7 protein-coding genes are annotated in these 11,859 nt (G+C 56.6%); 3 read left to right on the forward strand and 4 right to left on the reverse strand.

The genetic code is table 11. From position 1 onward, the window contains the following. Positions 1-18: 18 nt before the first annotated feature. The 3 genes from fliD to FHS27_RS17720 form a co-directional block, all read right to left on the reverse strand. Complete coding sequence (gene fliD / locus FHS27_RS17710) at positions 19-2,385, reverse strand: flagellar filament capping protein FliD (RefSeq protein WP_184306214.1); 2,367 nt, start codon at positions 2,383-2,385, stop codon at positions 19-21. A 313-nt stretch (positions 2,386-2,698) separates the two neighbouring features. After that, positions 2,699-3,082 (reverse strand): hypothetical protein, encoded by a 384-nt coding sequence (locus FHS27_RS17715; protein WP_184306215.1) that lies wholly within the window; start codon positions 3,080-3,082, stop codon positions 2,699-2,701. Between the two features lie 66 nt (positions 3,083-3,148). Continuing rightward, on the reverse strand, positions 3,149-3,709 hold the full coding sequence (locus FHS27_RS17720) for a hypothetical protein (protein WP_184306216.1): 561 nt from the start codon (positions 3,707-3,709) through the stop codon (positions 3,149-3,151). Positions 3,710-3,947: 238 nt separating this feature from the next. On the opposite strand from FHS27_RS17720, the gene FHS27_RS17725 reads away from it, so the two are divergent. From FHS27_RS17725 to FHS27_RS17735, 3 genes are all read left to right on the forward strand, one after another. Continuing rightward, complete coding sequence (locus FHS27_RS17725) at positions 3,948-6,392, forward strand: DNA gyrase/topoisomerase IV subunit A (RefSeq protein ID WP_184306217.1); 2,445 nt, start codon at positions 3,948-3,950, stop codon at positions 6,390-6,392. Positions 6,393-6,484: 92 nt separating this feature from the next. Then, the gene (locus FHS27_RS17730) at positions 6,485-8,407 is read left to right on the forward strand and encodes a DNA gyrase/topoisomerase IV subunit B (RefSeq protein WP_184306218.1); all 1,923 of its coding nucleotides are present in this window, start codon (positions 6,485-6,487) and stop codon (positions 8,405-8,407) included. Positions 8,408-8,542: 135 nt separating this feature from the next. Then, positions 8,543-9,946 (forward strand): alpha-L-fucosidase, encoded by a 1,404-nt coding sequence (locus tag FHS27_RS17735; protein ID WP_184306219.1) that lies wholly within the window; start codon positions 8,543-8,545, stop codon positions 9,944-9,946. A 230-nt stretch (positions 9,947-10,176) separates the two neighbouring features. Here FHS27_RS17735 and FHS27_RS17740 read toward each other — a convergent pair whose 3' ends face one another. After that, on the reverse strand, positions 10,177-11,754 hold the full coding sequence (locus tag FHS27_RS17740; protein WP_184306220.1) for an alpha-L-fucosidase: 1,578 nt from the start codon (positions 11,752-11,754) through the stop codon (positions 10,177-10,179). Positions 11,755-11,859 lie beyond the last annotated feature (105 nt).

Raw genomic sequence — 11,859 nt, forward strand, 5'->3', positions numbered from 1 at the left:
GGCTGCAGCGACGGACGATTAGTAATCGTTGCCGATGTAGCTGATTCCGGACGCGTACGAGGAGTTGGATTGGATCTTCGCGATCGCTTCTTCCATGGCGTAATAGTTCTTGAGCAGCTGTTCACGCTGTGATTCGAGCCGCGTGTTCATGGAGTCGACGCGTTCGTTGTTCCGCTCGAGTTGAGTGTTGAGCGTTTGGGTCTTGTTGATCAACATCCCGCTGTCGGAACCCGCATAACGATCTGCCAGATCGCTGAGCATTCCGACCATTCCGATGTTCTCGTCTTCGTCGTTGGTGCGGTTGAAGAACTCGTTCACCGCATCGGCGTCTTCGTTGAGTGCATCGGTGAGTTTGGTTTCGTCGACGGCGAGTTTACCGGTCTCGTCGAGGCGGATGCCGAGTTGCGCGAGCGACTTGATATCGCCGGCACCCGAAACGCTGCTGGTCAGCAACCGGGAGTAGCCGTTTTGAATCCGCAGCGTTTCGGTCGAACCGAATAGCAGGCCGACTTCTTGGTTGTCGGCGTCGTAGAACGTCACTTCGTCGATAAGGTCGACGAGTTTGTTGTACTGTTCGGCGAATCGCTTGATCGCGGTTACCGCGGCACCGGGATCATCGGCGACGCTGACTTGGATCGGATTGGTCGAAACCTCTTTCACCGTGAAGTCGAGCCCGGTGATGGAATCTTCAAAAACACCGTCCGATGAATTCAAGAATCGGGTGGTACCGCCTTCGGTCGCGATCGAGATCACGGCATCGCGGCCCTGCGACGCGGTGCGTAGATTCAGTTCCAAGCCCGATGTGTTGACACCGATCCGTCCTGTTTCGCCGCCTTTATTAGCCCGGATTTGCAACGAGTAGGTGCCGTCGTCGTTAGCGATGACGGACGCATCGGCGTAACGGCCGGACTCGTTGATCTTATCGACGATGGAATCGAGCGTGTCGTCGGCGGTGATTTCGATCGTTGTCGCTTCACTGCCGACGAGTGTGTCGGATTCGGCGGTGCCTTCGATGCCGAGGTTGGATGCGACTTCTCCGGTGCCGGTGTCGCTGATCTTCAACGCTCCCGTTCCGGCGGCGTTATCGGTGATCACGATCCCGTCGCCCGCTTCATTGATCGACGCGGTGACGTTGATGCTGAGCCCGTTGATTTTGTCGATCAGGTCGCCGACCGTTTCGATCTCGTCGACGGAGATGTTGATCGCGCCGGTGTCGCCATCGGAATCGGTGATCGTGAAGCTGCCCGTGCCGACGCCGCGGCCCTGATTGAGGTCGGACAGTTGAGTGTCGAGCGAGACCGTTTGCAGGTTGAGGTCGGCGCCAACGATGATCGAGTCGTCCGTTGTTCCGTCGATGCCCAGGTTCGCAGCCGTTTCGTCGGAACTGCTGACGGTGAAGGAGCCGGCGCCGCCGGAAACATCACGCAACCGGATTCCGTTGCCGGCGTCGTTGATCCGTGCGATCAGTTCGAGACCGCTGCCGTTGATCGCATCGATGACCTCGCCGAGTGATCCGGCGGAGGAGACGTCGATGTTGGCGGAGGTTCCGTCGGCCAGTTCGATGTCAAAATCGGTGAGGGTGCCGAGTCCCGAGCCGCCACCGAGCTGCGTCAGCGAGGCGCCTTGCAGGGAAGTGGTTCCTTCGGGCAGGTCAATTTCTTTTCCGTCGACCGTCGAGGAGGCTTCGTCGATGCCCCACAGTCCGAGGTCGGCGGCGGTTTCCGCGTTGCCGAGCTGTTCGACGCGGAGGTTGGAGTCTGTTTTTCCCGTTTGGTCGATTAAGCGGATCTTGCCGTTGCTGGTCGTCGCTTGAATGTCGACGCCCGAATCGTTGATCGCGTCCAAGACGTCATCGATCGTGCGAGCGGAGGAAAGGTCGACTTCCGCGGTGGCGCCCGACCGGTCTGTCAGGCGAATTTTTCCTGCCTGGACGCCGAGCCCGTCGTTGAGGGTGGACAAGAGGACTTTGTCATCGACAAAACCGCTCGGCTGAATCGTCAAACTTCCGGTCAGGCCGAGAGCCTCGTCTTGGGCTTCGTAACGCTGTGCCGATTGGATGTTGTGGGTGGCAGCCGTTTGCAGCGTCCGAACGGTGTGTTCGCCTGCGATCGCGTTATCGTTGGTGCTGACCGACAGCGCATCGGTGTTCGATGAAGTCGCTTTTTTGCTGCGAAACAGCGACGCGGAACCCAACGAGTCGCCCGCCAATTGCACACCAATCACGGTCGCCGTCAACGACGCGATTTGTTGCTGTTGTCCCTGGATTTCCGCGGCTTTGCTGAGCAATCGGTCGCGAGGCTGCGCACTGATGGCCATCAGTTGATCGACCGTGCCGACAATGTCGGTACCAGTAACGAGTCCGATAGAAGATTGAATGCGACCCATGATGCGTCGAATCGTGACCGAGGGAAAAACGAGACGAAAACGGATGTTTCGCCGGATGCAACTGCGTGGACATTACCTATTATCGGCAGGTTTGACGCCTGCGCACGGTCGAGTCCAGAGAATCTGGTTGTGAATTCGTTGCAGTGAAACTTAGGTGCGCCCGTTCACTAAGGACGGACTGCGCAGCAAAAAAGCCGCCCCGGGCTGGCGGACCCAAGGCGACTTTGAAGGTTATGACGTCTGACGGGCCTCGCGATCGTCGCGGGAAAGCGTTTTCACGCGAGGCCTCGTATCTGATGAAATCCCGTAGAGGCTACCAAGGGCCTCGAACGTTATAGATTCCGTATTGATCGGTGTGGCTGGGCCAATTCGGCGTGGGGCGAAACTGGCCGGGAGCCGCGGCACCAGGGCTGGACGCGTTGCGGCCGAACTGGTGGTGAACCGGATACATCAGGTTTTGGCTGACGCCCCACGAGTAGGTTTGCCGCATGCTGACCGTGGGGGGCACGACCAGGGCGGTCGGTTGACCGTAGGGTGCGTAGTAGTAATTGCCGTGCCAGGGACGCGTTTGGGCGTAATTCAGGTTCCAAACGTGAGTCATCCCGTAAATGTCGCTGGCTTCCGCTTTCGGTGTCGTTGTAGACGACGAGCAGGCGGCCGCGATCACGGCGAGACAGAGCAGTGTTCTTCGAATCATGACATTGTTTCCCCATGTTTTGGGGAATCCCTGTGTTTCGAGGGGCGATGAGGGCGAAACCGCGAGCTATCGGGGTAACCGCAGCACGTTCCAATAGAAATTGCTGACGGCCGTTTTGACCGGTGGATACGAGTACGAAACCCGCGTCCGGTTCATTCCCCGACCCCCGTCATAATAGTTGTGAAACTTGTCGGTATGCTTATAAAGCATCTCGTGGGGGTAAAACGGCTGGTACGTCAGGAACGTATGGCCCACGTGGGGTGGTGTCGGTACGGGCGAAACATACATCTGAGCGTTGGCCGAATTGGCTCCGCCCTGCGTATAGAAGTTGTAAAACAGGTCTGGTTGCCCGTATTCGCGGTTTTGTACCGCACCGGCACCGCCACCGCAGTTTCCGCTGGCACAGTCGCCGCCGACGTATTCACCGCCTTCGTACGATTCTCCGACAGCGACGTCACTGACGACTTCCGAGCTGACGATTCGCTCGCCGCCGTGCCCGCCGAACGCCTGAGCCGATGAGGCTCCGGTCAGCAGCGATGCCCATGCGGCGAGGGCGATGACGAATTTTTTGTAACGTCGCGAGCTGGCTGAGGCCGTCGCCACGGCTTGTTTGGTTGTTCGCTTCATGTGCGCGTTCCTCCTTGAACGACGACCCTGTAATTGATTCCTACCGGTGGTTTCGGTCGCCGGGACCCCGAGGAATCAATTGATGACCGGGGCTCGCGATGATCGCCACTTTAGGGGCATTCGACAATTCCGGTCGATCTTCCTTGATCGTTAGGGTTTCGCTACCAAGCAGAAGGTCGCTATAACCCCTGAACCTCGCAATTTTTCTCGAAAACTAACACGATAGGGACCACCAGGCGTGGCAAAACGGCGTTCTTCCTCCTCTTCATCTCGCAACGGATCGAAAAACAGCAAATCCAAACGCGGTATCCCCGATGAATCCCTGTTTCAGGAGATCGAAAACATTCCGCTGCGGATGGCCGCCCAAGACCGCTATCTGAATTATTCGCTCTCGGTGATCACGTCCCGAGCGCTCCCCGACGTCCGTGACGGGCTAAAACCGGTCCAGCGGCGGATTCTCTACACGATGTTTCAACAGCGGCTCGACTCGTCGGCCAAACATCGCAAGTGTGCCAAAGTCGTCGGTGACGTGATGGGTAACTATCACCCGCACGGCGACAGCTCGATCTACGAAGCCCTCGTTCGGATGAGTCAGCCGTTTTCGCTGCGGATGCCGATGATCGACGGTAGCGGCAACTTCGGCAGTATCGACGGCGACAACGCGGCGGCGATGCGGTACACCGAATGTCGCATGATGCCGATCGCGTCGGAGGTCCTCGCCGATTTGTCGACACGGACCGTGGCGTTCAAACCGAGCTATGACGGGACTCGTGAAGAGCCCGTAGTGCTGCCCTCTCGTGTACCCAACATGTTGGTCAACGGCGCGACCGGGATCGCCGTCGGGATGGCCACCAACATCCCACCACACAATTTGAAGGAAACCTGCAACGCGCTACTGAAATTGTTGCGTGACCCCGAGATCAAGGATTATCAACTCGTCGCCGGCGACGCGATCCAGGGACCCGACTTCCCTACCGGCGGTTTGATCGTCAACACGAAAGAAGAACTGCGCGAGATCTACGCCACCGGAACCGGCACGATCAAACTTCGTGGCGTCGGCGAAATTGCGGAGTCGACGAAAGCAGGTGATATCTTGCGAATCACCGAAATCCCGTTCGGTGTCAACAAAGCCACGATGGTCGAGCGGATCACGGAACTCGTCTACGCCAACAAGCTGCCATTGGTCGAAGAGGTTCGCGACCTGTCGAGTGAAGACATTCGCGTCGATCTGTTGTTGAAGAAAAACGCGGACCCGGAAAAGGTGCTCGCGTATCTCTACAAACACACGCCGTTGCAAACGAACTTCAACGTCAACCTGACGTGTTTGACACCGACGGAAAACCCCGAGGTCGGTTCACCGCGTCGGCTCTCGCTCAAAGAGATTCTCTGGTACTTCCTGAAGTTCCGGTTCGATGTTCTGACGGCGCGGCTGACCAATGAACTTAATTCGTTGCTCAAACGGATTCATATCCTCGACGGCTTCGCACTGATTTTTGACGCTCTCGACGCGATCATTAAAATCATCCGCTCGAGCGAAGGCAAAGCCGACGCCGCAGCCAAGATCATGAAGCGGTTTCCGGCCGCGAAGGGTGGGCTCGATGCCGAACAGACCGACGCGATTCTCGAGTTAAAACTGTATCGGCTCGCTCGGCTGGAAATCAATCTGATCCTTGACGAGTTGAAAGCGAAACGTAAACGCGTCAAAGAGATTGAAAAACTACTCGCCGACGACCACGAAGATTTCGCGTCGTCAGGCCGTTGGAACATCGTTCGCGATGAACTCACGCAACTGGTCACGCAGTATGGCAGCGACGCGACGTCACGCCGGCGTAGCAAGATTATGGTTCCGACCGAAGAAGTCGAGTACACGGAAGAAGACTTCATCATCGCGGAAAACTGTCATGTGTTGATCACAGTCGATGGTTGGGTCAAACGGCAAAAACTGATTGCCGATCCGTCTAAGAGCCGGTTGCGACAAGGTGACAAAATTCTCGCCTGCGTGGCCGGGAACACTCGCGAAACGATCGCGTTTTTCAGCTCACTCGGAGTTTGTTACACCGCGCGGATGCAGGACATTCCCGCGTCGACCGGATTTGGCGAACCGATTCAGAAGCTGTTTAAGTTCAAAGACGGTGAACGGATCGTCGCGGCGATGTCGTTGGACCCGCGGATCATCGGAAACATTGCCGAAGATCCCAAGGGCGCTTACTACCCCGAAACGCATGCCCTGGCTGCGTCGAGCGACGGCTACTCGTTGCGATTCGGTTTGCAAGGATTTGTCGAGCCGTCGACCCGCGCAGGACGTCGCTACGCCCGCGTCAAAGCCGGTGCATCGATTGTCGATGTGATGCCGATTCACGGAACCGAAACCGTGCTGGCCGTTTCGGCCGATGCCCGTGCCATGGTGTGTCCGGTCGACGAGATCAATTATCTCTCCGGTGCAGGCAAAGGTGTATTGTTGATGAAGCTCGCCGCGAGCGATCGATTGCTCGGCTTCAAACCTTCCACCGGCGATCGTGATTTGTTGACGGTCGTCACCAACCGCGGTGCCAAGAAAACAATTTCAACCGCGAAATATCGCACGACCTCCCGAGGTGGGCGTGGGATCGAGCTTCAGAAGAACGGCAAGATTGCCGAAATCGTCGACGCCCCCATCGAACCGCCCAAGAATTTCGAAGAGTAGGTTTGCTGCCCGTTTCGGCGTATCTCCGAGGCGATCGTCATCACGCCTTCGTTCCCCACACGAAATTGCTTCTCGCTAATCAATATCAATTCATGTCCACCGTTACCAAACCCAGTAGCCAATACAACGCCAAAGACATCGTCGCGCTCGAGGGCCTTGATCCGGTCCGCAAACGCCCCGGGATGTACATCGGTGGTGTGAACTCGGCAGGGCTTCATCACCTGATCTGGGAAATCGTCGACAACTCGGTCGACGAAGCGATGAACGGCTACGCGTCGGAGATCACCGTCACGCTGCACAAAGATGGTCAGACGGTTTCGGTCAGCGATAACGGTCGCGGCATCCCGGTCGACAAACACCCGAAGACGAAAAAGCCCGCACTCGAGATGGTGCTCACGGTCCTGCACGCGGGCGGTAAATTCGAAGGTGCCAACTACAAAACGTCAGGCGGTTTGCACGGGGTGGGGGCATCGGTTGTCAACGCGCTCAGTAAGGAACTCACCGCCGTGGTCAAGCGTGACGGTGCCCAGTACCGCATGACGTTCGCCAAAGGCATCGCAACTTCGCGTTTGCAAAAACTCAAAGGAGCGGTTCGCGGTACCGGAACCACGATCACGTTCAAACCCGATCCGACGATCTTTCCAAAGACGACGTTCAATAGCGAGACCATCGTCGCGCGGCTCGAGACGGCGTCGTTCCTGCACCGTGGCGTGAAGGTTACCTACGTCGATGAGGTCGCCGGAACGAAGGTCACCTATCTGCACGAAAACGGCATCGTCGATTACCTCGCCAAAGTCATCAAGGAACGTGGCGCACGCACGATTCACGAAACGCCGTTCACCTACCGCATCGACGATAGTGAACGTCTGGAAGTTTCGTTGCAGTGGACCGAAGCGACGGACGAGCACGTGCGTTCGTACGTCAACGGTATCCCGACCGCCAATGGCGGTTCGCACGAAAACGGTTTCCGTGGCGGGCTCGTCAAAGCGGTGCGAAACTACATTGATACCCATGACCTGACGCCTCGCGGCGTGAAAATCACGCACGAGGACATTCGCGAAGGTCTAATCGCGATCGTTTCGCTGTTCATCGCCGAGCCTCAATTCCAGGGGCAAACGAAAGATCGCCTTAATAATCCGGAAGCACACGGCGTCGTCGAATCGAACGTCCGGGGCGCGATGGAACAATGGCTCAACAACAACCCCAGCGTTGCTGACGGAGTGATCGCGCGGGTTATCGCGGCCGCTCGTGCACGCGCGGCCTCGCGTGCAGCGAGCGAAGCGGTCTCGCGAAAAGGTGGCTCCAAACGAGTCATGCTGCCGAGCAAACTGGGCGATTGTGTTTCCGGCGGGAAGGGCCGTTCGGAACTCTTCATCGTCGAAGGTGACTCGGCCGGTGGGAGTGCGAAACAAGGACGCGATCGAAACTATCAAGCGATCTTGCCGCTGCGTGGGAAGGTGCTCAACACCGAGTCAGCGACTCTCAAGAAAATCTTGGACAATAAAGAAATCCAAGACATGATCGCCACGCTGGGATGCGGCATCGGGCCCAGCGTCAACCTCGCCGATTTGCGATACGACCGTATCATCTTGCTCGCCGATGCGGATTCCGACGGTCATCACATTACGACGTTGTTGCTGACATTCTTTTACCGGCACATGCCTGCCTTGATTGCCGACGGTCGTTTGTTCATCGCCGTGCCACCGCTGTACCGCGTCGACATCGGAAAAGAAACCTACTGGGCCGCCGATGAACCGGCTCGCGATGAAATCGTCACCAAACACGGCGGCCGTGCCGAACCTAAGATCACCCGGTTTAAAGGTCTCGGGGAAATGGATCCGAAAGTATTGTGGAACACGACCCTGGATCCGAGCAAACGACGACTGCTCAAAGTTGAGATCGATGACCATATCGAAACCGACCGAGCGATCAGTGACCTGATGGGCCGCGACGCGTCGGCGCGGTTCCGGTTCATCATGGAACGGGCCGAAGACGCCAGCGAAATCGACGTTTAGGCTGATCGCCGGGGGACGCCGATCCTACGTTGGAACGGCCAAGTCGATCGACTACCATGCGGTGAGAATCTTCGCTGGCGTGAGTCCTGTAATCGAACGCCGGCGAGGTTGTTCGATCCCTACTCAGGTAGTCAGATGCAATCTCTCTTTCAGATCCGATGCCGCTCGTTTGTCATGGCGGTCCTCGGCTTGCTCGTCACGTTGCCGTTCCCCGTTGTCGCACAGGAAACGAGTCCGTCTGCGACGGTGGGGCAGGACCGAATGGATTGGTGGCGCGACGCGAAATTCGGGATGTTCATTCATTGGGGCGTCTACTCCCGCGCCGGCGGTGAATGGAATGGTGACACGGATCACGCCGAGTGGTTGCAGTTGACCGCTAAGATTCCGTTGGCGGAATACACCGAGTACGCACGAGATTTCAATCCGGTGCAGTTCGATGCCGAACGTTGGGTCGGAATCGCAAAGGACGCCGGGATGAAGTATTTCGTCATCACGGCAAAACATCATGACGGATTCGCGATGTATGACTCCGCGAGCAACGATCACAACATTGTGAAAGTGAGCGAATTCGGACGTGATCCTCTAAAGGAACTGGCGGCAGCGTGTCAGAAACTGGGTATCCGATTCTGTGTCTATTATTCGTTGGGCCGAGATTGGGAAGACCCCGACGTGCCAACGGGTTGGGGCGACCGGCTCGGATGGCGAAGCAACCTGATCGACTTTCCAAACGAATCCGAAAAAGACTTTCAAAAGTACTTCGATCGAAAGGTCAAACCGCAAGTCCGCGAGCTTCTGACTTCCTACGGGCCGATCGGCGTGATGTGGTTTGATACGTTTGAACAAATCACGCGGGAGCAAAGCGAAGAGTTGATTGCGATGATTCGCGAGTTGCAGCCGAACTGCATTATCAATGACCGTGTCGGTCGCGACCTCGGTGACTACAAAACTGCCGAACAGGAAATTCCTTCGGGTGCTTCGGGGGATCCGTGGGAAACGTGCATGACGATGAACGGTCACTGGGGCTATAACCGTGCGGATGATGATTGGCGTAGTACGCAGAACCTGCTTCAAAATCTGATCGATATCGTTAGCAAAGGTGGCAACTATTTGCTCAACGTCGGCCCGACCGGCGAAGGCGTGATTCCGAAACCGAGTGTGACGCGTTTGAACGAGATCGGTGATTGGCTGTCGGTCAACGCAGACGCTGTCTATGGCTGCGGACCGACGCCGTTCGGCGAAGAAATTGGCGGCTACAGTGAGACCGAGAAGGACAGCAAGGGCAGAGCCAAGTTCATTTCAAAGTGGCAATGGCGAGCGACGACCAAACCGGGAAAGATTTTCGTGCATGTCTTCGAATGGCCTGACGGAGACCTGATATTGCCGAAAATCGAACGTAAGGTGAGTGTCGTTTCCGTATTATCGGATCCGGAACGAAAACCGTTAACGTTCAAACAAGCGCAAGACGAAGTCCGGATCACGCTGCCGGAGCGGAAGTCCACTTTGCCAACCGTTCTGTGCATCGAAACGCTGGAAGAATAAGGCGTCCGAATCGGATGTCGTCGAGACTTTTGGCGGACGGCGTGTGTGGTGGGTCCTGGTTTTTTTATTGGTTGCGACTGACGCCGTTATTTCGGATGGATTGAAAGTGAATAGCCGTAGGTCGCGCAACGCACCTACGGATAATTTCTTTGATCCCTTTGGGAAACCTGCATGATTCGTTGTTTGACAACAGTTCAGGCCGGTTCCCGCTGCGTCGGCGTGGATTCACGCTACGGTGAAGCCAATGTTACCTTGAAGCCGACGACGAGCTCGTCGCTGAGTGATTTCGGTAGCTCGATCGTCATGCCTTTTTCCGAACGGGTCCACGAGATCGTTTCATCACTGCCCATCATCGAAACGCTTTCGATCGTCTTGTCGAGTACGCCACCGGTAGCGAGTGTTTTGATCACGATGTCCTCCGTCGGTGTTGCCAACACAAACGCGTAGAGGTTTCCATCCTTGGTGGTCAACCGAATGTCGGCTTGGGAATAGTCTTTCTTGTTCTCGCCCTGCCGTCCCGTCTTGATCTCCAACGGACCTTCGCCGTAGACCTTCCATGGCCGGGATCCATAAATCCCTTCCGCATTGGTTCGCAACACCTCGCCAAACGCCGTCAGATAGGCGGCTTGGTTTTCTGGAATCGTGCCGTCGCCTCGCAGTGCGATGTTCAGCATCACGACGCCGTTCTTGCTGATCGCGTCGATGGCGTTGCCGATCATCACGGGGATGCTCATTCGATTGACCGCGGTCGCACGATAGAACCAACCGCCCGAAAGATCGGTGGCCCACATCCAAGGCGTCGGCTGGATTTCTCCTGAACTGCCTCGTTCGAGATTGTAGGTGAATCCCGCCCGGTCGGCCTTCGCGTCTTTGCATGACAGCACCACCGTCTGCTCGCCGTTGTTCTCTTGGAGATCGCGGTTGAGATAGTCGCTGAACAGTTTCAGACCCAAATTGTTTCCCGTCTTCGCAGAAGGGTACGGGCTGTCGTTGTTGAACATGTCGGGGTCGTATTTTTCGATCACATCCCAACACCGTGCGTACCAATGCTCGTTCCAAGTGTCCTGACTGGCGTACCCACGTTGGTCGTAGTCCATGTTGAAGAGTGACCATTCCGGAGTGCCCGGTTTTTGATATTTACGGGCGTTGGCAAAGAACCGAGGTGACCAGTACAAGTGCGTCGAAACACCGAATTTCAGTCCGTGCTTTTTCGCTGCCGCTTTCCATTCCTTCAACGTGTCACGTTTGGGGCCCATTTTGACCGCGTTCCAAGGGTGGAACGAATCGTACATGTCAAAGTTGTCGTGATGCGTCGCGACGGGCATGATGAAACGCGCGCCGTTGTGCTTGACAAACTTAGCCAGAGAATCTGGATCCCACTTCTCCGCTTTGAACAGCGGGATCAATTTCTCGTAGCCAAATTCGGACGGATGGCCGTAGCGTTCGGTGTGCCACTTCGTCAACGTTTCGCCCATGCCCAATTTTCCGGTGAAGTCATCCGGAACGACCGAATACATCAATCGACCGTAATGCGATCCGTCATTGGGGCGGTTCTCATCAGCGGCCGATGGAATCCCCCAGTGCATCCAAACGCCGACCTTCCCATCGACAAACCATCCCGGAACGTGGTAACGCTCGGCCATCGATTCCCAATTCGGCTCGATGGTCGGAATATCGGAGCTTGCGTTTGTCTCGGTCGCGGTTGAGGTCGATGTCGAGATCGCTGCGGTTGGGGGAGCAGCGTCGAGAGTTCCTCGATGGAACGTCAAAACGATTAGCGGAAGAAGGGCGAGTAAGTTTTTAAGCATCGTGAACGTCCGGGTGGGGAACTCGGGTGGGGATTGAATGGAACTCCGACGATCGTGTCGTCGACGTCGTCGTTCATGCTAACTCGACTCGCTCGTAATGACTGT

Origin of the sequence: Aporhodopirellula rubra, from assembly GCF_014192335.1 — a bacterium.
Classification (GTDB): Bacteria; Planctomycetota; Planctomycetia; order Pirellulales; family Pirellulaceae; genus Rhodopirellula; species Rhodopirellula rubra.